Consider the following 22530-nt stretch of genomic DNA (forward strand, 5'->3'; position numbering starts at 1 on the left):
TGGGCGGGCTTTTTGACCTGCATCAAGGGCCGTTCAGGGGTAGACGCCGGCAGGCCGCGGCGCGGCGTCGCAGGCGCTGTCATAGTCACCGGCGCCACCCGACAGCCCACCACCGGCGAGACGCCGGTAATCGGCGCAGTCGTGCGCCAGCATGGCATGACCGCCCTCGGCCAACAGGCGACCGCGCTCGAGCATCAGCACGCGGTCGACCTCGCGCACCCAGGCCATGTGGTGGCTGATCAGCAGCAGTGTGCGCCCCGCGAGATAGCGGTCGAGATTGCGCCATAGGCGGGCCGCGGTGGCGTTGTCCAGCCCCTCGCAGGGCTCGTCGAGGATCACCAGTGGCGCGTCGCGCAGCAGCGCCCGGGCGATGCCCAGGCGGCGGATCTGGCCACCGGAAAGCTTGAGCCCTTCCTCGCCCACCAGGGTGTCGTAACCCGCGGGCAGTGCCAGGATCTCGTCGTGCAGGCAGGCCAGCCGCGCGGCCTCGATCATCGCCGCCTCGTCGGCCTCGGGATCGCCGATCAGCAGGTTGTCGCGCACCGAGGCGTGGAACAGATAGATCTTCTGTGGCACGTAGGCGATGCGTGCGCGCAGGTCCTCGCTGCGATAGTCGCCGATCGGCCGGCCGTCCCAGTGGAGCGTGCCGCGCTCGGCCTCGACCAGCCGCAGCAGCAACTGGGCGACGGTACTCTTGCCGGCGCCGCTGGGCCCGACCAGGGCGACCCGCTCGCCCGGCGCGATGGTCAGATCGAGGCCATCGAGCGCCGCGGCGCCCTCCGGCGCATGGCGCACGCCGACGCCCACGAAGCGCAGCGCGTCGCCGGCCGGCGCGCCGGCCGGTGTTTCGGGTTCGGCCACCCCCGGACGCAGCGCCTCGAAGGCGCGTAGCCGGCGCGTCGCAGCGCGCATCTGGCCCAGTGCCTGCCAGGCCCCGGGCAACTGGGCCACGGCCTCGAAGCAACCCATCGCCAGCAGCACCACCGGGGCGAAGTCCACCGCGTCAAGCCCCGACGACTGCAGCCGCGGCACCATCAACCAGGCGGTGGCCAGCACCGCCAGATGGGTGAAGACCAGCACCCCGGCCTGAGACAGCCCCGAGAGCCGCGACAGGCGCGCCTGACAGGCGATCCAGCGCCGGCCCAGAGTATCCACCCGGCGCCGGCGTTCATCGAGCCCACCGAACACCGTCAGCTCGCCGAGTCCTTCGACGGCATCGACCACCTCGGCCTTGAGCGCCGCGCCGACCTCGACCGCCTCGGCCCCGGGACGACGCCCGAGCCGCTCGACCAGTGCCGGCAGTAACGCCCCAGCCGCCAGCAGCAGCGCCAGATCGACCAGCGCCACCGCCGGGCTGTAGACGGCGAGCACGGCCACCGCCCCAGCCACGCAGACCAGCGCCACCACCGCGGGAGTCAGCAACCGCAGGTAGACGCTATCCAGGGTGTCGATGTCGGCACGGATGCGCGCCAGCAGGTCGCCGCTGCGCAGGCCCTGCAACTGCAGCGGCGAGAGCGGCTCCACCTGGCGGTAGAACCACACCCGCAGGCCGGTGAGCAGGCGCAGCGTAGCGTCGTGGCTGACCAGACGCTCAAGATAGCGCCCGGCGGTGCGGGTGATCGCCAGGCCGCGGATCAGCGCCGCCGGGGTGAAGTAGTTGAAGTCAGCCGCGGCGAGCCCCGCCACCGCCATGCTGGCCAGAAACCAGCCCGATACGGCGAGCAGCGCCATGTTGGCGGAGACGGTCACCACGCTGAGCAGGATGCCCAGCGCGAAGTAGCCGAGATAGGGGCGGGCCAGAGTCAGCCACCAGCGCAGATCGCTCATGACAGCGCCTCCCCGGCAGCGCCTGAAACCAGCCGGGCATAGAGCCCGCCGGCCGCGAGCAGTTCATCGTGGCTCCCTTGCTCGCGAACGCGTCCGGCCTCGAGTACCACGATGCGATCGGCGTGGCGCACGGTCTCCAGCCGGTGGGCGATGACGACCAGGCTGCGGCCCTCGCCCAACGCCTTGAGGGCCGTGACTAGCGCACGTTCGTTGTCGGCATCGAGATGGGCGCTGATCTCGTCGGCGACCACGAAGCCGGCGTCGCGCACCAACGCCCGGGCGATCGCCAGACGCTGCGCCTCGCCGCCGGAGAGGCGAACACCGCGCTCGCCGAGCGGGGTGTCGAGTTCCTGCGGCAGGGTCGCAACGAAGTCCCTTGCCTGTGCCTGCTCGAGCGCACGCCACAGCGCGGCGTCGTCGACGTCTCGCCCCAGGCAGAGGTTGTCGCGCACCGTGCCGAAGAACAGCCGCGGCTGCTGCGGCACCCAGGCCAGCGACTCGCGCCAGGCGGCGATGTCGATCTCGTCGAGGACCACGCCATCGACCGTCACCGCGCCGCGGTCGGGGCGCAGCAGGCCCAGCAGCATCAGCGCCAGGGTGCTCTTGCCGCCGCCCGAAGGGCCGACAATCGCCACCGTTTCGCCGGGGGCAATGCCCAGCGAGACGTCATCGAGCGCCGGCTTGCGCGGCGCATGCGTCTCGCCGGCGGAGGAGTCGTCGTCGCCGAAGACCTCATCGGCGGGATACGCATAGTCGAGCCCGGTCAGCTCAACGCGCGGCACCTGCCCCGCGCCGAGGCCGTCGCGCCGCGTTCCGGTCCACTCGAGGGTCGGCGCGTCGAGCAGTTCGACGATGCGCTCGGCGGCCCCGAGCGCTTCCATGCGCGCGTGATAGACCCCGCCCATGTTGCGCAGCGGCAGGTAGAACTCCGGCGCCAGCAGCAGCACCAGAAAGCCCGACTCGAAGTCCAGCTCGCCCCACAGCAGCCGAAAACCGATCAGCACCGCGACCATGGCGATGCTCACCGTGGCCAGGAACTCCAGGACCAGCGACGAGACGAAGGCCAGGCGCAGCACCTTGAGCGTACTGGTGCGGTACTCGTCGGAGAGCCGTTCGATCAGCCGCGCCTCGCGCCGTCCCAGGTTGAAGACCTTGAGCGTGGTCAGCCCCTGCAGGGCGTCGAGGAAGTGCCCGGAAAGCTGGCCCATGCGCCGCCACTGGCGCTGGTTGAGCTTCTCCGCGCCCTTGCCGATGAAGATCATGAATACCGGAATCAGCGGCGCGGTAACCATCAGGATCAGCGCCGAGACCCAATCGATGGGCAGGATCACCGCCAGGATCGCCAGCGGGATCAGCGCGGCCAGCGCGGTCTGCGGCAGATAGCGAGCATAATAGGCCTCGAGGTGCTCGACGCCGTCGGTGACGGTGTTGACCACGTCACCGGTCTGCGCGCCGCGCTGCCAGACCAGCCCCAGCGCCTGCAACTGGCGCATCAGGCGCTCGCGCACCGCGAGCTTGACGGTGCTCGCCGCAGTGAAGGCGAAGTGTTCAACGGCGTAGGTCAGCCCGGCGCGCAGCAGCAGAATCGCCAGCATGGCGGCGAACGCCGGCCACAGCGTGGCGAGCGGCGTCTGTTGGAAGATCGCGCCATCGGCGACATGGGCGAGCAGCGTCGCCTGAACAATGAGCAGCACGCCGCTGGCGAGTCCCAGGCCGATGGCCCAGGCGACGGGCGTGCGCACGCGGCGGCTCTCCTGCTTGAGCCAGCCGAGGGGTTTGGTCGTTGTGGTTTGCATCGCGAAGCCGGAGTCAGGGAGTCAGTCTCGTTATGGGACGCGACATGCCATCAGGCGCACCGCGGTCCGTTTCGAGCCCAGTCTACGCGTTGCGCTTTGTAACCCCTTGACCTGAATCAACATGGCTCGCGATGCATCGCCTCGAGGGCATCGCTCAGACTCCGCTGCGCGCCGAGGTGATCGCCTGATGATTCAGGTGGGCTCACAGTCGCGCTGTCAGATGGGAAGACACCCTCGGCCGAAACCGGCCGAGGGTGTAGGGCAGGAGTAACGCGGGGCAGGTTTGATCAGCCGAGCTTGGGCATGCCGGTGATGTAGCCCACCGCGGCACCATAGCGGTCCTTGAAATTGGCGCGCACATAGGGGTCCAGGGTCTCGCGGACCTTGTCGTGCAAGGGGCTGTCCCAGTCTCCCGGATGCTGGAAGTTGCTCATGATGTAGGTCCAGCCATTGATCGCATCGACGGCCTGCAGCCCGGTGGACTCGGCGCCGGCCGGACAGGACAGCAGACGCGTCAGGTCGCCGCTGTCGACGTTGTAAGCCCACAGGAAGTTGTTGACGTGATTGCCGCTGTCTTCGCCGATGAACAGCGTGCGCAGCGCCTCGGAATACTTGATGTTGTCGGGGTTGGCAATGCGTTCGGCATGCGCCGTGTTGCCCAGCGCGTCGGGCTCGGCCAGGTCCTCACCGATGAGGTTGGGCGGCACCGCCATGTGCACCGACATCCACTCGCTGTCGATGGGCTGACCATCGCTGTCCTTCTGGCCGCCGCGCAGGGTGTGCTCGTAGACCGCACCGGCGGTCGGGCCTTCGACGTGGATCTCGTTGCTGCCGTCGGTCATCGTCTTATAGACGTAGGACATGGCCGAATAGGCCTTCTTGTCGGCGGCATTGACGGTGGTGCCCTCCATCTTGGTAAAGCCCATCGAGGCTCCCATCAGCGCCGCGTAGCGATGGGTCTCGAGGAAGGCGGCGGCCTTTTCCATGCCCGGCTTGAGCTTGACCCAGTTGAGCTTGCCGCTGAAGGGAATGCGGGTGAAGCCATCGTCCTGAGGGTCCTCGGTGCGGATGTCCATGATGTCCGCCGCCTGGATGCCCTCGTCGATCATTGTCTTGATCTCGGCACTGCTGGCATGTCCCAGGCGAATCCAGCTGATATCGCCTGCGCCGGGCCCTTCGCCCGAGACCTGGGTCCACTTGCCCACGTACAGGGTGCCGGACGACAGATCCCGCGGCTGGTCGGCGACGAACATGAACAGGCCACCGTTGGTGGCGTCGTCGCCCATCAGCACGGTGCGCTCGTCCGGCATCACCTCGATCAGCTCATGAGAGATGCGGCCCAGGTTGTAGTGTTTGGCAAGGGTGCCGCTGCCGTCGGGGTTCACCGTCACTTCCGGCAGGTGGCCATAGTGATAGGGGTTGCCGCGACTCTCGTCGCCGAACAGGTGCTTGCAGAAGCTCCTGAAGGTGTCGTCGGGCGCTGCGGCATCCGGCTCGTATTCTTCGCTCGACAGGTGAGTGCCCCAGGGCGACAGACTGGCACCGCAGGTGATCCACAGGCCGTTGACCGGCGAGGTGTCGACGTTGTGGTACTTGACCAGCGTCAGCTCGCCGGTTTCCGGGTTTTGATCCAGCGTCAGCACCGCGATCGGCGAGGGCAGTTGACCGTACATCCCCTCTTCCGCGCCGTTGCGGGTGGTGTACTCGAACTGCACGACGGCGAACACCGGGTTGCCGTACACGCCATCGACCCGGGCGTTCTCGACCGTTAGCAGGCTGGTGCCGTCCGGGCAGTCGGAGAAGAACTGGCGATTGTCGGCCGACGGATCCAGGATCGGCTGGTTATCGATATCGTAATAGCCGCCGGCGACCACGGTGCCGCCCTGGCCGTCGGGCACGCGATCACCGGTGATGAAGAAGGGATGATAGGCCAGCTTGACCTGGCGACTGGTGCCGTCGCTCATCTTCAGCTGCATGGCCGAACCAATGGTGGTGGTCGCCATGGCTGCCGGATTGCTCAACGAAGGCGCCGCCATGGGCAGGAACTTGACGGACGTCACTGTCGCCTGGCTATCGGCGAAGGCTGAAGTGCTGGCGCCTAGGCTGGCAAGGCCCCCGGCGAGGGGCAGCAGGGGCGCTCCCGCCATGAAGCCGAGGAGACGGCGGCGATTTCTGTCGACAGACTGAGTCATTGGAACGTCCTTGGTCATCAAGAGGATCGAGATCATCACGGGTAGAGGTCATGTCGAACGGCGACGCCTTCGCCTCTCGGCGAGCACCGACGCCGTTGACCGGCACTAAGAATAGTCTCTCGATTTGATGACATATCGCTGACAGTTCCATGTCCGCCGGGTGTAACCGTCGTGACAGGATCAAGGTCAAGGGAGGGCATTCGCCGCCGGGGTACGCCCGCAGCTTAGGCGGGCGCGCGGCCGATTTCCGCCGTGACCCAGCGCATGATTTCGCCGATCAGGGCACTGTGGGCATAGCGGGTGCGCAGAATATAACCGTGGCTTTCGCGCCGGATCGGCGGCGCCAGCGGTATCAGACTACCGTCCTTGAGCGCATCTTGGACCAGCAGGTCCCAGCCAAGCGCGATCCCCTTGCCGGCCTGGGCCGCGTTAAGCAGCAACGGATAGTTGTTGTACTTGAAGACGGCCCCCCGCTCTTCATAGGGCATCTCATAAGTCACCCCAGCCAGGGCGCTCCACTCGCGCCAGTCGATCCAGCGCGAATTGCGCTCGTCCATGTGCAGCAGCGGCAGCGCCGACCAGCGCGCCGGGGTGTCGCCCTCGAGCAGCCCGTGCAAAGCGGCGAAGGCGGGGCTGCAGACCGGAAACACCTCTTCCGGAGTGAAGATATCGTCCTGCTCGCTATCGCGGTCGCAATGAATGGCGATATCGGCGCGGTGGTCCTGATCGTCCTGATCGACGGCCAGCACCTCGATATCCACCTGCGGAAAGGCCGCTTCGAGCCTCGAGAGCCTGGGCAGCAGCCAGAGATGCGCGAAGCCGAAGTTGGCGGCGATCAGCACCCGTTGGCGGGTCGAGCGCGCCCGGGCTCTGAGCGAGTGAACGGCGCTGTCGATGCGGTTGAGCGCAGGGGCGATATCGTCATAGAAGCGCAGCGCCTCGCGGGTCGGCGCGAGGCGGCCGCCACTTCGCTCGAAGAGCACCAGCCCCACCTGGCTCTCCAGCCCGCGAATGCGCTGGGAGATCGCCGGCTGGGTGGCGCCGAGCACCTTGGCGGCGGCGGTCAGCGAGCCCAGGCGAAGGGTGGTTTCAAAGGCGATGAGTGCCTTGAGGCTAGGCAATGACTCGTCAATTTCGGCCATAAGGCAACTCTATGGGATGCATAAGATGGGCGCGCCTTCCCGGCATTTGCGCGATGCGTAAAATGCCGGCCCACACGTTCCGTCAGAGCCGAGATGATGTCAGAACCCGCTTTTCACGTCCAAGAATCCCCCGCCAAGGTCTTCGCCACGGACGCCGCCGGCACCCGCACCGAGCTGCCGGCCCTGTGGCTTCGCGAACGCTGCCAGGAACCGGAGAGCCTGGACGTCGCCACCCAGCAGCGCCTGTTCAACCCGCACCACCTGGATGAGGACCTGACGCTGGTAGAAGCCGAGCTTATGGACGACCAGGAGGTACGCCTGAGCTTCAGCGACGGCCACAGCGGGCGCTATGATCTGCGGCATTTCGCCGATGACTTCGATGATGACGACGGCCTGCCTGCCCCGCGGCTCTGGGACAGCAGCATCGACTTCGCAAGCATCACCCGCGACTGGGAGAAGATCGACGATCACGGCTACTTCCGCGAGGCCCTCGAGACCTACCTGCGCCATGGGGTGATCATTCTCAAGAATGTGCCGACCGACGGCGGCCACCTGGTCGATGTCGGCGAAACCTTTGGCCACGTGCGTTCCACCAACTTCGGCAAGTACTTCGAGGTCTGCTCGCGCCCCGAGTCCAACGATCTGGCCTATCGCAGCGTGCCCCTGGCGCCGCACACCGACAACCCCTATCGCGAGCCGGTCCCCGGCATCCAGCTACTTCACTGCCTGACCAACGAGACGACCGGTGGCCTGTCGACGCTGGTCGACAGCCTGGCCGTCGCCGAGCAGTTGCGCGCCGAGGACCCGGAAGGCTACCGGCTGCTGTCCACTATCCCGGTGCGCTTTCGCTTCATCGACGATGGCGTCGAGCTGATCGAGCGCCGGCCGATGATTCACCTCGATGCCATGGGCAAGATGGACGGCGTGCACTACAGCCCGCGTCTGGACTACCTGCCGCTGATGGACGAGGAGAGCACCAAGGCCTTTCATCGTGCCCGGCGCCGCCTCGGCGAGCTGTTCGCCCACGCGGACTATGAGATCCAGTTTGCGCTGGGCGATGGCGAGCTGATGATGTTCGACAACAACCGGGTGCTGCACGGCCGCACCGCCTACGATCAGAACGAAGGCTTTCGCCACCTGCAGGGCTGCTACATCGACCGGGACGGCCCCACCGGCCATTTCCGGGCGATCGTCAAGCAGGAGCGCGCCTTTCAAGCCACCGTTTCAACCGAGAGCGCGACTGCCGCATGAATACCGTAACGTTCACCCAGATGAAGGATGGCACCAAGGACGAGTACATGATGCTCGGCGAGCTCGAGGAGCGCTTCGTCGAGGGCCTGCCGGAGCGCATTCTCGAAGCGCTTCGGGCGCTGGAGAATACCCTCTCCGGCTACCGGGTCTCGCGGCTCGATCATGTGCTGCAGTCCGCCACCCGGGCCGAGGAAGACGGCGAAGACGAGGAAATGATCGTGGCGGCGCTGATCCACGACATCGGTGACGACCTGGCGCCCCACAATCATTCGCAGTATGCCGCGTCCATCATCCGCCCCTATGTGCGGGCCGAGGTTACCTGGATCATCGAGCACCACGGGCTGTTCCAGAACTACTACTACATTCACCACTTCGGCGGTGATCCGCTGGAGCGCGACCGCTACCAGGGCCATCCCTGGTATCAGCGCTGCGTCGACTTCTGCGAGCGCTGGGACCAGGCCTCCTTCGACCCGGGCTACCCCACCCGGTCGCTCGAGCACTTCGCGCCCATGGTCCGGCGTATCTTCAGCCGCCCGGCTTTCGATCCGGCCTATGTCGGCGACGAAAGCGCCCGCCACCTGTGAGGCGCTGATAGCGCGTCCTGGCGCTTGATACCGGCAGGTCATAAAAACGACGCGGCCCCTGTTTGTGCAGGGGCCGCGTTTGCATGCGAGGCTCATCTGACGCGTCGGCGAGTCAGGCCGATAGCCGCCGCAGCAGAAACACCAGCGGCACGCTCAACAGATAGATCAGCCCCATCCAGGTGAAGATGTCGTTGAAGGCCAGCACCTGCGCCTGCTGCGAGACCCGCTGCACCAGCATGCCAACGGCGGCGTGGTAGGCATCGGGCACCGAGCCTGCGAGCATTGCCTCGTACTTGGCGATTTCCGCCACCACCACCTCACGGCCGGTATCGATGGCCGGGGCCAGCTGGCTCCAGTGAAAGTCCTCGCGGATGTCACGCACCGTATCGAGCAGCGCCAGCCCCATGGCGCCACCCAGGTTGCGCATCACGTTGAAGAGCCCGCTGGCGTTACCCACTTCGCTGGGCGGCAGGGTGCCCAGCGCGATGCGCGAGGCCGGGATGATGCACATGATCAGCCCCATGCCGCGCACGATCTGCGGCACGCAGAACTGCCAGAACCCCGACTCCACGGTGAGATTGGCGTTCATCATGGTGCCCACGCCGACCAGCAGTAGCCCAAAGAACAGCAGCACCCGAAGGTCGAGACGATTGGAGGCCTGGCCCACTATCGGCGCGCACAGGAACATCGTCAGCCCGGTGACGAACATCACCTGGCCGATCTGCAGGCTCGAATAGCCGCGCACATAGCCGAAGAACAGCGGCATGATGTAGACCAGCCCGTAGAGCGCAATGCCGATGATGAAGCCCATCCCGGCGCCGATCGCGAAGTTGCGATTGGCGAAGGCGCGCAGGTCGACGATCGGATGGTCGCTTCGCAGGGTGCGAGTGAAGAACCACACCCCGGCCGCCAGACAGGTCAGGCTAAAGAGGATAATGCGGTCGCTGTCGAACCAGTCATCGCCCGGACCCTCTTCGAGCACGAACTCCAGCGAGCCCAGAAACACCGCAATCAGCACCAGGCCGATCAGGTCGAGATGGCGCGCCACCGCATGGTTGGGCTTGTCGATATCGAGATAGGTCCAGGCGGCCCAGCACACCAGCACGCCGGGGATCACGTTGGCCAGGAACAGCCAGTGCCAGCTCATCGCCTCGGTGATATAGCCGCCTACCGTGGGGCCGATAGAGGGCGCCATGGTCACCACCATGCCGATCACCGCCTGCACGCTGCCCATCACCCGCCGGGGAAAGATCGAGAAACTCACCGCCTGGGTGATCGGGATCATCGCCCCGCCCATGAAGCCCTGGATGGCGCGCAGCACGATGAGCTGTTCGATCGAGGTGGCCAGCGCACAGCCAAAGCTTGCCAGGGTGAAACCGGCACAGGACAGGGTGAAGGCTACCCGGGTCGAGAGGATGCGCATCAGCATGCCCGACAGCGGAATCATCACGATTTCAGCGATCAGGTAGGAGGTCTGTACCCAGGAGATCTCATCTTCGCTGGCCGAGAGCCCCGACTGGATCTCGTTGAGCGAGCTGGCGACGATCTGGATGTCCAGGATCGCCATGAACATGCCGAACACCGCGGCGATGAAGCCAACGCGCTGCCGCCAGGGCGGCATGTCGCTGACCGGCGCCGCCAAGGCTGAGACGGCCGGACTGGCGGACCGCTCGCTCACGAGTCGGCCTGATCGTCGGAGAGAGAGTCTGCTGCCTGGGCCACGCCTTTAGCGGGACCTCCAGCGTCAGGGGAGCCTTTGTCGGGGGTCAGGTCACGGGTGTCCACTTCAGGCACCGCGGACAGCCCGGCGCGCAGCTGGCCAAGCGACTCAACGGGACCGGTAATACGGATCTTGACCGGCACCCGCTGCACGATCTTGTTGAAATTGCCGGTGGCGTTGTCCTGGGGCAGCAGGCTGAACTCGGTGCCGGTGGCCGGTGACAGGCTGTCGACCACGCCATCAAAGGTAGTGTCCGGGTAGGCATCCAGATGCACCTCGACCGGCTGGCCGATGCGTATCCGCTCGAGCTGGGTTTCCTTGAAGTTGGCCGCCACATAGGCCGACTCGATGGGCACCAGCTGCAAAAGCGTCAGCGACGGCTGGGCCAGGGTGCCGGCCTCGACCCGCAGGTTGCCGACGACGCCGTCGCGAGGTGCGACGATGCGGGTCTTGTCGAGCTGATGGCGGGCATAGTCGAGATCGGCGTTGGCGGCGTCGAGGTTGGCCTCGGCGCGGGTCACGTCGCTTTCGGCTACCGCCAGCTGACGCTGAGCAGAGACCACCGCCGCGCGGCTCTTGGCCAGGTTGGCCTCGGCGACCCGCAGCGCCGCCTGGTCGTCTTCACGCTGTTGGCGTGAGCCGTAGTTGTTGGCGGCAAGCGATGAGGAGCGCTCGAGGTGCTGGCGGGCCTGATCGACATCCGCTTGAGAGGCCTCTATCTGTGCATTGGCCTGATCAATGGCCGCCTGCTGCAAGTCGACCTGGCGGCGGGACTGGGCGATAGAGGCCGCCGCCACCGCCTGCTGCGCCTCGGCCTGGGTGACCTGATCGCGATAGGTCTCGGCGTCCAGGCGCACCAGCAAGTCGCCCTGCTTGACCGTCTGGTTGTCATCCACCGCCACCTCGGCGACCCGCGCCGACAGCTCGGCCCGCACGGCCACGCTGTCGGTGCGCACATAGGCATTGTCGGTCTCTTCCATGAAACGCCCGGTCTGCCACCAGCCCACGCCCCACCAGCCAAGTGCCGCCAGGGCGATGAGCACCGCCAGCGCGACCAGCATCTTGCCGCTCGATTTACCGCCGGACCGGGTATCTGGACGCGCGACCGAAGCCTCGCGCTGGTCCGCGACCGACGCCTCGCGCTGGTGCTCGTCCGGGGTTTCGCCCTGCTTGCCATCCGATGTCATGGCCACTCCTCAATGCATGTCGCCCCGACGGACGTCTCTGGAAAGTCGCCTCCTCGGGAGGGGAGCCCTATAGTGTAATGAATGCTACACTACATGACCACCATGGAAGAGCCCGCGAAATGGGCGCGTTCCGCAAGGACCGACCTCACCATGGTGGCCAATCCAGGTGCCACCGAAACGCCCGCGACAGGAATGTGAATGTCCCGTTCAGCCTCTCCCGATCCCCACGATATCGCTGACAAGACCGACGCCTCTCTCACCCCGCGCGGGGTAGCGAGACGCGAACGGCTGCTGGATGCCGCCCGGGATGTCTTTCTCGAGCAGGGCTATGCCGGCGCCAGCGTCAACAAGGTGGTGGCCCGCGCCGGCGGCTCACTGGCAACGCTGTACAAGCAGTTCGGCAACAAGGAAGGACTGTTCACGGCGGCCATGGAGCGCCATATCGCCACCGCCTGGGCGGTATTGGAAGAAGGGCGACGGGATCGCCAGGCTCCCGAACAAGTGCTGTATGAGCTTGGCCGCCGCATGCTGGCGCTGGTGTTCGATCCGGGCGTGATCCGCCTGGTACGCGGCCTGGCCTTCGAGGCCGAGCGGGCGCCCGAGCTTGGCGAGCTGTTCCTCACCCGCGGCCCCGACCAGACCCGTCAGGCACTTGCCACCTATCTCGGAGACCAGGTCGACAGCGGCCGCCTCGATCTGGATGACCCGCGCGAAGCGGCCGGCATGTTCATGGGCATGCTGCTCGGTGAATGGCACATCGACGCCCTGCTCGGCCGCGACCTGCGCCTCGATGAGGCACAGCGCGACGCCCGGGCCATGCGCTGTGTGGCGATCTTTCTCTCGGGGGTCACCCGTCCGTCGGCCTAGGGCTTTCTCCCGGTCCTTATCCAGGACTCAGCCGGAGGCTGCCAAGGCCTGCAGCGCCTGATGATCGAGGCAGCGATAGCGGAACGACAACGGCCCCGCCTGGCGGGGCCGTTGTCGTGTGCAGGGTCTCAGTGCGCTCGAGAAGCCTCTTTTAAAGCCCTCTTGATCGCCCTTTGTGATCGACCCTTTTGATCAAAAGAGTTGATCAATCCTCTTCGTCGTCGGCGATATCCCGCCCGAAGGCGCGCCACTGGGCAAGCGTCATCACCTCGGTAAGCTCGGTCTGCAGGTCATGAGCAATCAGCAGTTCGCCGCGTTCGAGCTGACCCTTGAGCTCGCCGGCCCAGCCGCGCATGCCCTCGCCGGTATCGGTGGTGTCATAGCCCTGACGGGTGACGAAGGCCTCGAGCAGGGCGTCCAGGGTCTCGCCGGGCAGCATGCGATAGGGGACTTCCACGAAACGGCTCATTGCGTCTCCTCTTCATTGTCAGCGTCACTTTCAGCGCCGAAGGATTCGCCGCGCTCCCAGGCGGCCAGGCGGCTCAGGAATTCGGCCTCGTCGATCACCTGTACACCGAGATCCGTCGCCTTGGTGAGCTTGCTGCCGGCGGCCTCGCCGGCCACCAGGCAGGCCGTCTTCTTCGACACGCTGCCGGCGACCTTGGCGCCCAGCGCCTGCAGACGCGCCTTGCCCTCGTCGCGGGTCAGGTTCTCGAGGGTGCCGGTCAGCACCCAGGTCTCGCCGGTCAGCGGCTGCGGACGTTCGCTCACAGCTTCTTCCTGCCAGGTGAGACCCTGCGCGATCAGCGCTTCGATGGTCTCCCGGTTGTGGGGCTGGCGAAAGAACGTATGCAGATGGGCGGCGACGATCGGTCCCACGTCATCCACGGCCTCGAGGTCCGCCTGCTCGGCGGCCATCAGCCCCTCGAGGCTACCGAAATGGCGGGCCAGATTGTTGGCGGTGGCTTCACCGACCTCGCGGATGCCCAGGGCATAGATAAAGCGCGAAAGAGTGGTCGCTTTGGCCTTCTCCAGCGCCGCGACCAGGTTGGCCGCCGACTTCTCGCCCATCCGCGGCAGACCGGCCAGGACCTGGGCCGACAGGGTAAAGAGATCCGCCGGGGACGTCACCCAGTCGCGCTCGACCAGGGCATCGATCAGCTTCACGCCGAGCCCTTCGATATCCAGGGCGCGACGGCTGGCGAAATGCTTGAGCGCCTCCTTGCGCTGAGCCGGGCAAAAGAGCCCGCCGGAGCAGCGCGCTACGGCCTCGCCTTCCAAGCGCTCGATCTGCGATTCACAGACCGGGCAGCAGCTGGGGAAGACGATCTCGCGGGCATCTGCGGGCCGCTCTTCCTCGATCACCCTCACCACCTGCGGGATGACGTCACCGGCGCGGCGAATGCTGACCCGGTCGCCAATCTTCACGCCCAGCCGCGCGATCTCGTCCTGGTTATGCAGGGTGGCATTGGACACGGTAACGCCGGCCACCGAGACCGGTGCCAGCCGCGCGACGGGGGTGATGGCGCCGGTACGCCCGACCTGGAATTCGACGTCTTCGAGCGTCGTGACCTGTTCCTGGGCGGGAAACTTGAAGGCGATAGCCCAGCGCGGCGCCCGAGCCACGAAGCCCAGCTCGCGCTGAAGGCGCAGGTCATCGACCTTGATCACCGCGCCATCGATATCATAGCCAAGCCCGTCTCGCTTCTCGCCGAGGCGTCGGCAGTAGTCGATGATGCCTTCAGCTCCCTCGACCACTTCCAGTTCAGGGCTAACGCGAAAGCCCCAGTCACGCAGCAGGGCCATCTGCTCACTGTGCGTGGGTGTATCGATATTGGCCAAACTGACCGTTCCCTGGACGAGCTGGTAGGCGCTGAATTCCAGGGGACGCTTGTCTGTGATGCGCGGGTCGAGCTGACGCAGGCTGCCGGCGGCGGCGTTGCGAGGGTTGGCGAAGACCTTGGAGCCCTCCTCCCTGGCCTTGTCATTCATGGCCTCGAAGTCGGCGTGACGCATGGTGACCTCGCCACGTACCTCGAGCCGATCAGGCCACTTTTGGCCACGCAGACTAAGCGGAACCGACCTGAGCGTCTTGAGGTTAGAGGTAATTCCCTCACCGGTTTGGCCATCGCCTCGGGTGACGCCGGTATCAAGTTCACCTTGCCGATAGACCAGCGATACCGCCGCGCCATCGAGCTTGGGTTCACAGCAGAAAGACAGGGAATCGGGGGCGACCTCCAGGCGGTCGGCGACTCGCCGCACGAACTCGGCCAGCTCATCCTCATCGAAGGCGTTGTTGAGCGACAGCATGGGGACTTCATGCTGCACTTCGGGAAAACCATCGGCCGGGGCCGAGCCGACGCGCTGGGTCGGCGAGTCCGGCGTCACCAGCGCGGGGTACTCGGCCTCGATCTCCTGCAGGCGGCGCAGTTTGAGGTCGTAGTCCGCGTCGGTCAGCTGCGGCTCATCGAGCACATAGTAGCGGTAATTGGCGTCATCGAGGGCGGCACGCAGCTGGGCCACCTCGTCGAGGGTCTTGGTGTCAGGCTGGCTCATGAAGGGGTGGCATCACGTCAGGGAAGCAAACGGGCATTGTAGCGGATTGGCGGCGGGTCCCAAACGACGCGGCGGATCCCAAACGACACATGGGCTCCCGAAGGAGCCCATGTTGAGGGTCGTGACGGCAGAAGCTGCCGATATCAGTTGGCCTGAGTGCGATGCAGCCGGTGGCGGCGATCGAACTCCTGGACCCGCTCGCGGGCGAAACCCACGGTCTGGGCGGTCATCACGCTCTGGTTCTCGTCCTTCAGCTCGCCGCCCAGATGGCGCACCACCACCATGGCGGTCTCGACCATGGCCTCGAAGGCCGCGGAGCTGTCTTGCGCCCCGGGCAACGGCATCAGCAGACTGATGCCCGGCGTGGTGAAGTCGCCGCCGTCGGCGAGCGGGAAGGTCCCCGGCTTGATCACGTTGACCATCGAGAACTGCAGCTCGCTATGCGGGTCCTGGGTCTCGAAGCGATGGAAGATCTGCATGTCGCGGCAGTAGCGCAGACCGCAGGCCAGCATCAGATCCAGCAGTGCAGTGCCGGAGAAACCGTCCTCGTCGCGGGACATCACGCTGATGACGATGATTTCCTCGGCGTTGCCGAGGGTCTCGCGGGCATGCTCAACCTTGACGCCATTGCGCAGCGCACGCTGGATCGTAGGATGCGGTGGCTCGACGCCGTCGGTTAGCTCGGCCGCCTCGTCAGCATATTGAGAGGGGTCAAACGCGGCATAGCGCTCATCACCTCTTTCCTGTCTCTCGCTTTGGCGCATCTCATCCCGGCGTGCACTATCGCTTGCCTGCGCACTTACCTGCGCGCTTTTCTGCGCAGACAACCGTGATGAAAACAGCGGGTCGTCGCCGTCGCGCTCTGCGGCGGCTTCGGCCGCGCGGCGAGCCTCACTTTCACGTTCGGCCTGTTCCTGCTGTCGACGGCTGGTTTCGCGTGCCTGACGCTCGGCCTTCTGACGCTCGCGCTCCAGCTTGTCCTTCTTACGCTTTTCCTTGCGGCTGGCCATCTTCTGCTGGATCGAGGAACCGAAGCGATGCATGGAATCACCTACCCTCGCCGAGCGATCGCGCAGCGAATCGGACATGCCGTCGAAATCGACGAGCTGATAGCGCTCCTCATCATGGAAGCCTTCATGATCCGCGGGATCGGCGGCAAGACCGGACAGCACATCGTCCTGATGCTCCGTCGCGAATTCCTCCCGGGCATCGAGATCCATCCGTGCATCGGCGCCGACATTGGTCTCGCCTGGCTCGTCTATTACAGGCTGCTTGCCCTTCGGCTGAGTGTCAGCACGGGACATCTGACGGGTGTCGTCTTGCGGCGGTCCCGTATCCTGATAGCGCGGCTCTTGATGGTGGGGCTCTTGATGATGAGGCTCGTGATGGCGAGACTCTTGACGACCAGACGCCTGGGTGACCGTGGGTTCGCCGTCGTGCTGGCTCCCCTGACTCTGGCCACCCTTACTCTGACTTTCCTGGTCCTGGCGCCAACTGGACAGCACCCGAGACGGGCCCGGGTGCTCCTGGCGCTGCAGCTTGGGTTTCGAACGCGGCTCGTAGGCGGCGGGCTTGACGACCCGTGCCCCGCCATTGGGCAGCTCGCTGCGCACTTCGGCATCCCGAGCTTCCTGCTCAGGGTCGGTGTCTGACCCCGATGCTGAATCGATCGATGAGGCATCGACCTGATCCAGTCGGGGGACGCGACGCTGACGCTGGAGGCGACGTACACCATCGATCACGATGATGGTCACCAGCGCCAACCCCAGAATGATCAGCCACTCTCTAAGTTCCATGAGTTGTCTTGCCTGTCTGCTAGGGGCACCATGCCGGAAAGATTAACAGCCATTAGCATAGCGCGATTACCAAAAAAAGGGCCATGTCTTTTTTGATTGTCAAGCAACATTCGTTGCCTGACAGCATGTCGAATGGCCAGCGTAATCACCCTACGTGTGCGTCACCGACATCGTTCATAACTCCCGTCTTGGTACCCGCTTTCGCGATCAGGTGCAAGCGTCGCATTTCACCGACTCGCCCCAGCCTGCGCCGTCTTCAGGCCTCGGCAAGTACTGCTGCCTCTTCGACACCGACCGATACCAAGCGCGAGACCCCGGGCTCCTGCATGGTCACACCCATCAAACGTTCAGCCGCTTCCATGGCGATCTTGTTGTGGGTGATATAGATGAACTGCACGGTCTCGGACATCTCCTTCACCAACTTGGCATAGCGTCCCACGTTGGCATCATCCAGGGGTGCATCGACCTCATCCAGCATGCAAAACGGGGCGGGGTTGAGCTGGAAGATGGCAAATACCAGCGACAGAGCAGTGAGCGCCTTTTCTCCACCCGACAGCAGATGAATGGTGCTGTTCTTCTTGCCCGGGGGCCTTGCCATGATGGCGACCCCGGTCTCGAGCAAATCCTCGCCCGTGAGGGTCAACCATGCGGTCCCGCCGCCGAAGACTTTGGGGAAAAGCGCCTGCAGACCGGCATCGACCTGATCGAAGGTCGCCTTGAAACGGGTGCGGGTCTCCTGATCAATCTTGCGGATCGCCCGGTCGAGAGTCTCCAGAGCCTCGGTCAGCTCGGCATGCTGGGCCTCCAGGTAGTCGCGCCGTTCGGCCTGCTGGTCGTATTCCTCGATGGCCGCGAGGTTGATGGCGCCGAGCCGGCGGATCTTGTCGCCCAGGCCGTCGAGGCGCTCGCGCCAGGCAGATTCGGTGGCGTTAGGGTCGAGGTGCTCGGCCAGGGCGTCGGCATCGTGGTTGAGCTCGGCCAGCTGCTCATCCTGGGCGTCGGCCTTCAATGCCAGGGCCTGAACCTGCATGCGCGCTTCCTGCAACCGCTCGCGGATTCCTTCCAGGTTACGCTCGTGCTGCTGACGAGCCTGCTCGTCCTCGCGCAGCTGTTCAGTGAAGGCGGCGGTCTTGTCGCGGCAGGCGGTTAGAGCCCGCTCGTCACGATCACGCTGGTGCAGCAGCTCTTCCAGGCGCTCGCGATTCTCCTCGTCAGGCTCGCGCAGCATCTCACGGCTCTCTTCGAGCTCGGCGCACTTCTCCTCGAGGCGGGCGCGGGATTCCTCGGCACGACCCTGCTGCTGACCGAGACCGGCGCGCTCGGTGGTCAGCCGCTGATGATCGAGCGCCAGCTGCTGGGCTCGCTGGGCCAGCGGACGCTGGCGCGTGCGCAGCGAAGCGAGCCGTTCCTGGGCCTCGCGGCGGGCGCGCTCTAGGCCCTCACGCTCGGCGCTGTCGTCTTCCAGACGCGCCATCGCGGCCTGCCACTGTTCGCGGGCTTCCTCCAGCGCCAGGGCACGCTCCTCGCGCTGCTCTTCGATGCGCTCAAGCTCTTCGTCGATCTCCCGGGCACGCGCCTCCAGATGTTCGAGACGGGTGGCGAGGTTGGCCTCGGCGAGCGTCCACTGCTGATGCCGCCCCTGCTGTTCGGTCTCGTCGCGCCGGCATTGCTCCAGGGTCGCCTCGACGTCCTGGTCGCGACGCTCGAGCGTTGCCAGCTGTTCGTCCAGTGCTGCCAGGGTGACGACGACCTCGTCGAGTTCCGCGTCTACCTCGTCCCGGCGACGGCGGCTGGTCAGCAGGCTGTCGCTGCCCTGCGCCTCGCCACGCCGGCGCACGAAGCCTTTGCCGAGCCACAGGCCCGCAGGAGTCACCAGGCTCTCGCCCGGCGGAAGGCTCGAGACCCGCGACCAGGCCTCTTGCTCGTCGGCGACGCAGTGAATACCGGTGAGCAGCAGCGCTGCAGCACCGGCGCCCTGCACCTTGCCGGCCAGGCCATCGGCATCCAGGCCCTCCAGAACATCCGAGGCCTCAAGGTCGCCATCCAGCAGCGCCAGGTCACCGAGCGCGGCGGTCTCCGCACTGGCGCCCAGCGCCTGGCGGGCGGTCGCCAGATCGACCAGCCGTGTATTGAGCCAGGGGGCGAGGATCCAGCCGACGACGTCTTCCCACTCGGTCTCCACCGACAGCCGCTCCCCGAGACGTGGGGCATCATCGAGGCCATGCTCGGCCAGATGCGCTTCCAGGGCGTCGTCGTGATCGGCAAGCGCCGCTTCGATCAGCGCATCGAGAGAGGCAAGCTCGCCCTGCAGGCTGTTGCGGCGCTGGCGTTCGGCCTCCCGGCGCGCCTCGGCGTCGCGACGCTCGTCGCGGGTCTGCTGGCGGCGATCCAGCGCCTGCTGACGGCGGTCTTCCAGGGCTTCGCTCTCCAGCTCGGCTTCGGCCAGGCGCTCGGCAAACTCGGCGCGCTGCTCGCGAAGCTCGCTGGCATCGGGCAGTTCTGCGTGCTGCTGACGGCGGCGCTGCACCTCGGCGGCCAGTGTCTCGACGCCCTGCTCGAGGTTACGCACCCGGTCCTGGGCGCGGTCGGCTTCGTGGCTCGCCTGCTGGTGACGCTCGTTGAAGGCCTCCCAGCGCTCGCTATGTTCGGTGTTGGCGGCCTCGGCTTCCTCGAGAGCCTCTTCGAGCTGGGCCAGCTCTTCGGCGACTTCCTCCTGCTCGGGCCCCAGGGTCTCGAGGCGTTCGTCCAGCGCGGCCAGGCGCTCGCCATCGCTATCGTTCAGCCGGTCGAGGTCGGCGAGTTCGGCACGGGCGCTTTCCAGATCACGCGCCAGCTGCTGCTCGCGGGTACGGGCGTGCTCGAGGCTCTGCTCGAGGCGGGCGATGGCGGTGGTGGTTTCATAGAAACGGGCCTGATGGCTCTCGAGTTCCTCGGCGAGGCGATCATGCTCGCTTCTGGCCTGTTCGAGCCGGGTCTCGCACTGACGTGCACCCAGCACCTCGCGCTCGACGCCGGTCTCGAGCTCGCGGACGCGACTCTCCTGCTCGTTCTGCTCGGCGCGCAGCGCACGGCCGCGCAGCAGTGCCAACTCGCCCTTGAGCCGGTATTCCTCCTGCTTGAGGGTCTGGTAGCGCTTGGCGGCGTCGGCCTGACGCTTCAGCCGTTCGAGCTGCTTGTCGAGCTCTTCGCGGATGTCGTCGAGGCGCTCCAGGTTCTCCTGAGTGCGCCGCATGCGGTTCTCGGTCTCGCGACGGCGCTCCTTGTACTTGGAGATGCCGGCGGCTTCTTCGAGGGTCGAACGCAGCTCTTCGGGGCGCGCCTCGACCAGCCGCGAGATCATGCCCTGGCCGATGATGGCGTAGGAGCGCGGCCCCAGGCCGGTGCCCATGAACAAATCGGCGATGTCGCGGCGCCGGCACTTCTGGCCGTTGAAGAAGTAGCTGGATTGGCTGTCGCGGGTCACCACGCGCTTGACGGCGATCTCGGCGTACTGGGCATAGACCCCACCCATGCTGCCGTCGCGGTTGTCGAACAAGAGTTCGATGGAAGCCTGGCCGACCGGCTTGCGGCCGGTGGAGCCGTTGAAGATGACGTCGGTCATCGACTCGCCGCGCAGGGTCTTGGCCGAGGATTCCCCCATCACCCAGCGCACGGCGTCGATGACGTTGGACTTGCCGCAACCGTTGGGGCCGACAATGGCGGTCATGTTGCTGTCAAAGGGCACGGTGACCGGATCGACGAAAGACTTGAAGCCGACCAGTTTGATGGACTTGAGCTGCATGGTTAGTCGTCGGCCTCGCTGCTGCTGGTGGCGACGACCCGGTCGATGATCACCTCGACCGGGGCGCCCGCCTCTTCGACACCCGCCGCTGAAACAGGTACCGCCGCGTGCTCGCCGACCAGATCGCCGGGCTGAGGCCTTGCCTGACCGCTGGGCGAGACCCGCACCACGAGGCGCGCCTCTGCCACCTGGGAAAGCTTGGCCATGGGGCTCATGGCATCACCGTCATCGAGGCGCACCGTCAGCGGCAGGTCACCAACCGTGGCGCGCACGATGGCCAGCGGCGGACGCTCTCCGGCCACATCGCGAGCCACCACGAAGACGCTGGCCCCGGCACCGACCCGTTCGGCGAGGCGCTCATCCAGGCGCACCCGCACGCTGATGCCGGGACCATTGGCGGCCGCCTGGCTAGCCGCGTTCTGGGTAGCGCTAGCCTGACCAGAGGCTGTCTGATCACGTTCTGTCTGACCCAGTGCTACCTGACCCAGCCGCGACTGCGCCACGGCGATGCCCTGGCGCAGGGACTCGGCGGCGGCCGGATTGTTGAAGCCGGCCACGGCGCGCCGCCAGTAGTCGATGGCCTCTTCATAACGCCCGTGGTCGAAGGCCTCGATGCCCAGCATGCCAAGGATGGTCGGCTCACGCGGGTCCTTGTCGAGGGTCTCGTCGACCAGCGCCTGCACCTCAGACGTCAGGGTGCGGTTGGCGGCGAAGAACTGGATCTGCGCCAGCTGGGCGAGCAGCGACGGCTGGCGGCCTTCCAGCGCGACCAGCCGCTCCAGGGCGGCCACGGCCTGTGTGGGCTGACCATTGTCACGGTACAGCGGAAAAAGAGAGGCCCAGACGTTGGGGTTGTCGGGCTGACGGGTGGCTTCCTCTTCGAGGCGATTGATCATCATCGCCGGCGAGCCGTCGGGGGCCTGACGCACCTCCTGTTGCACGGCATAGAGGGCCAGATCGCCGGAGGCGCCCTGCTGGCTATACCAGACGAAGGCCGCCACGGCCACCGCCACCATTGTGATCGGCACCATCAGTCGGCCGGCGCCGGCTGGCTTGAGCGGGCGCGTGGCTCGTGTTGCGGTGTCCTCGAGCAGGCTGCGTTCGAGCTCCAGGTGATCCTCGTCGAAGCGCGCATCATCGATCTCGCCGCGCTCCCGAGCGGCCTCCAGGGAGGCCCGGCGCCGGCGATAGATGGCCAGGTTCTGCTCGGCGCTGCGATCGGCATCCTCATAGGAACGCTGGGTCTTGGCGAGAGCACTGGCGCGGCGCAGCGGCAGGGCCAGCAGCCACAGCGCCGGCAGCAGCAGCACGGCCAGGGCGAGCCAGAGTAGGGTCATTCAGTGATCTCCTGATGGATCAGGGGGTCGATTGATCAGGGCATCCAGGCGCGCGCGCTCCTCGGCCGAGAGCTCGCGGGCCGACGCGCGGCGCCGGCGGCGCACGATCAGCGCCACCAATACGCCGCCGAGCAGCACCAGAGCGGCGGGCAGGCCCCACAGCAGCAGGGTGCGATCCTCCAGGCGCGGATTGTAGAGCACATAGTCACCGAAGCGAGCGACCATGAAGTCCTGAATCTCGCGGTCGCTGCGGCCTTCGCGCAACAGCGCCGCGACCCGCTCGCGCATGTCCTTGGCCACCGGCGAGTTGGAATCACCGATCGCCTGGTTCTGGCACTTCGGGCAGCGCAGGGCGCCGGTCAGGGAACGGTAACGCTCGGCGGTCACCGGGGAGTCGAAGTCGCGCACCTCGACCGCCGCTCGGGCCGTCTCGACGGAAAGCCCCATCAGCAGTGAAAGCAACAGCGCCGCGAGCAGCGTAAGGCCGAGACGCC

General features: G+C 66.2%; 15 protein-coding genes. 3 read left to right on the plus strand and 12 right to left on the minus strand.

What is annotated here, in order from left to right; genetic code table 11:
* Positions 1 to 33: 33 nt before the first annotated feature.
* From cydC to BCL93_RS04075, 4 genes are all read right to left on the minus strand, one after another.
* A complete protein-coding gene (cydC, locus tag BCL93_RS04060; RefSeq protein ID WP_112053828.1) occupies positions 34 to 1827 on the minus strand; it encodes a thiol reductant ABC exporter subunit CydC in 1794 nt (597 codons plus the stop codon).
* On the minus strand, positions 1824 to 3623 hold the full coding sequence (gene cydD, locus BCL93_RS04065; RefSeq protein ID WP_112053829.1) for a thiol reductant ABC exporter subunit CydD: 1800 nt from the start codon (positions 3621 to 3623) through the stop codon (positions 1824 to 1826). Before cydD ends, cydC begins: the two co-directional genes overlap by 4 nt.
* 287 nt (positions 3624 to 3910) lie before the next feature.
* Complete coding sequence (locus BCL93_RS04070; RefSeq protein WP_112053830.1) at positions 3911 to 5815, minus strand: PhoX family protein; 1905 nt, start codon at positions 5813 to 5815, stop codon at positions 3911 to 3913.
* Between the two features lie 224 nt (positions 5816 to 6039).
* Positions 6040 to 6957 carry a LysR substrate-binding domain-containing protein gene (locus BCL93_RS04075; protein ID WP_112053831.1) on the minus strand — a complete coding sequence of 306 codons (918 nt, stop codon included), beginning with the start codon at positions 6955 to 6957 and terminating at the stop codon, positions 6040 to 6042.
* A gap of 93 nt (positions 6958 to 7050) precedes the next feature.
* Here BCL93_RS04075 and BCL93_RS04080 point away from each other — a divergent pair, with 93 nt between their 5' ends.
* Positions 7051 to 8208: a TauD/TfdA family dioxygenase gene (locus BCL93_RS04080; protein ID WP_112053832.1), complete on the plus strand. Its 1158-nt coding sequence runs from the start codon at positions 7051 to 7053 to the stop codon at positions 8206 to 8208.
* Positions 8205 to 8792: an HD domain-containing protein gene (locus BCL93_RS04085; RefSeq protein ID WP_112053833.1), complete on the plus strand. Its 588-nt coding sequence runs from the start codon at positions 8205 to 8207 to the stop codon at positions 8790 to 8792. The genes BCL93_RS04080 and BCL93_RS04085 overlap by 4 nt, the downstream gene beginning before the upstream one ends.
* Positions 8793 to 8904: 112 nt before the next feature.
* On the opposite strand, the gene BCL93_RS04090 is transcribed toward BCL93_RS04085, so the two are convergent.
* Both BCL93_RS04090 and BCL93_RS04095 read right to left on the minus strand, forming a co-directional pair.
* Positions 8905 to 10470, minus strand: coding sequence for a DHA2 family efflux MFS transporter permease subunit (locus tag BCL93_RS04090; protein ID WP_258395965.1), 1566 nt, complete (start codon positions 10468 to 10470; stop codon positions 8905 to 8907).
* Positions 10467 to 11699 carry an HlyD family secretion protein gene (locus tag BCL93_RS04095; RefSeq protein ID WP_112053834.1) on the minus strand — a complete coding sequence of 411 codons (1233 nt, stop codon included), beginning with the start codon at positions 11697 to 11699 and terminating at the stop codon, positions 10467 to 10469. The genes BCL93_RS04090 and BCL93_RS04095 overlap by 4 nt, the downstream gene beginning before the upstream one ends.
* 198 nt (positions 11700 to 11897) lie before the next feature.
* Here BCL93_RS04095 and BCL93_RS04100 point away from each other — a divergent pair, with 198 nt between their 5' ends.
* Entirely contained in the window at positions 11898 to 12566 is a 669-nt protein-coding gene (locus tag BCL93_RS04100; RefSeq protein WP_112053835.1) for a TetR/AcrR family transcriptional regulator, read from the plus strand.
* Positions 12567 to 12771: 205 nt separating this feature from the next.
* On the opposite strand, the gene BCL93_RS04105 is transcribed toward BCL93_RS04100, so the two are convergent.
* The 6 genes from BCL93_RS04105 to BCL93_RS04130 all read right to left on the minus strand — a co-directional run bounded on the left by BCL93_RS04105 (position 12772) and on the right by BCL93_RS04130 (position 22483).
* Positions 12772 to 13035 (minus strand): YheU family protein, encoded by a 264-nt coding sequence (locus BCL93_RS04105; protein ID WP_112053836.1) that lies wholly within the window; start codon positions 13033 to 13035, stop codon positions 12772 to 12774.
* Positions 13032 to 15122, minus strand: coding sequence for an NAD-dependent DNA ligase LigA (gene ligA, locus BCL93_RS04110; RefSeq protein WP_112053837.1), 2091 nt, complete (start codon positions 15120 to 15122; stop codon positions 13032 to 13034). The genes BCL93_RS04105 and ligA overlap by 4 nt, the downstream gene beginning before the upstream one ends.
* 143 nt (positions 15123 to 15265) lie before the next feature.
* A complete protein-coding gene (gene zipA, locus BCL93_RS04115) occupies positions 15266 to 16918 on the minus strand; it encodes a cell division protein ZipA (RefSeq protein ID WP_112053838.1) in 1653 nt (550 codons plus the stop codon).
* A gap of 256 nt (positions 16919 to 17174) precedes the next feature.
* The gene (gene smc, locus BCL93_RS04120) at positions 17175 to 20699 is read right to left on the minus strand and encodes a chromosome segregation protein SMC (RefSeq protein ID WP_112053839.1); all 3525 of its coding nucleotides are present in this window, start codon (positions 20697 to 20699) and stop codon (positions 17175 to 17177) included.
* A 2-nt stretch (positions 20700 to 20701) separates the two neighbouring features.
* Positions 20702 to 22036 carry a c-type cytochrome biogenesis protein CcmI gene (gene ccmI / locus BCL93_RS04125; protein ID WP_112053840.1) on the minus strand — a complete coding sequence of 445 codons (1335 nt, stop codon included), beginning with the start codon at positions 22034 to 22036 and terminating at the stop codon, positions 20702 to 20704.
* The gene (locus BCL93_RS04130) at positions 22037 to 22483 is read right to left on the minus strand and encodes a cytochrome c-type biogenesis protein (RefSeq protein ID WP_112053983.1); all 447 of its coding nucleotides are present in this window, start codon (positions 22481 to 22483) and stop codon (positions 22037 to 22039) included.
* Between the last annotated feature and the right edge of the window lie 47 nt (positions 22484 to 22530).

Origin of the sequence: Onishia taeanensis (assembly GCF_003268885.1) — a bacterium.
Taxonomy (GTDB): domain Bacteria; phylum Pseudomonadota; class Gammaproteobacteria; order Pseudomonadales; family Halomonadaceae; genus Onishia; species Onishia taeanensis_A.